Genomic DNA, 737 nt, shown 5'->3' on the forward strand with positions numbered 1-737 from the left:
GTCGCGGTCAAACAGGAAGTTCACTCGGTAGCGCCCCTCCAGGTCGATATGGGCGTAGGCATCGTTGGCCTGGTTGCTGGTTACGCGCGCGGGGATAGTGCCGGCGATCAGGGGTTTGTTCTTGAGTTCTGGGCGAAAGCACACGCTTTGCGAATAAGGGATGGCCTCGAAGGTGGCGATGAAGCTGCTGTCACGGGCGGCGACGGTGGTCAGGCCGGTGATGACTGCCCCAGGTTTGAAGGCCTGTGGGGCGCCGTCGGTGACGTTGAGCACCTGGCCTGGGGCCAGGGTGGCGCTGCTGGTGATGCCGGCGAGGTGGGTCTGCTCGTTGAGGTAGCGCTCGTGGCGCAGGCGTGCGTAGAAGTGGCCGCTTTCGCTGAGCAGGTCTTCGTCCTGATCCAGCCGGTCGCCGAGCGCTGTGTAGGGTTCGGCGTAGTGGTAGGCCTCGCCGTAGGTGGTTTTGGCGCCGCGAGTCTGGTCAATCTCGCCGCTCAGGTGCGCGTGGGCTTCGCGGTGGTGGTAGGCGCGAACGTGCACCTGTTGCTCGACCACCTGGTGGTTCGATTGCAGGTTCCACACGCCGTCCTGGGCAGTGCTGCCGAGGCCCGACTGCGGGCGGTATGGGAGCTCGACGTTGAACTGGTACAAGCGTTGGTCGTCGCAGAACTCGACCACATCGATGCCCAGGCGCTCGTCGCTGCTGAAGCGGTACCAGATGCCCACTTCGGCCAGCAGGC

General features: G+C 64.7%; 1 protein-coding gene. It reads right to left on the reverse strand.

Annotation, left to right across the window (positions count from 1 at the left end; all coding sequences use genetic code 11):
* Nucleotides 1-737, reverse strand: a 737-nt coding sequence (vgrG, locus tag NDJ82_RS27385; RefSeq protein WP_250926666.1) for a type VI secretion system tip protein VgrG, incomplete at both ends; no start/stop codon positions are given.

The organism is Pseudomonas sp. SR18 (genome assembly GCF_023701505.1).
Lineage (GTDB): Bacteria > Pseudomonadota > Gammaproteobacteria > Pseudomonadales > Pseudomonadaceae > Aquipseudomonas > Aquipseudomonas cyclaminis.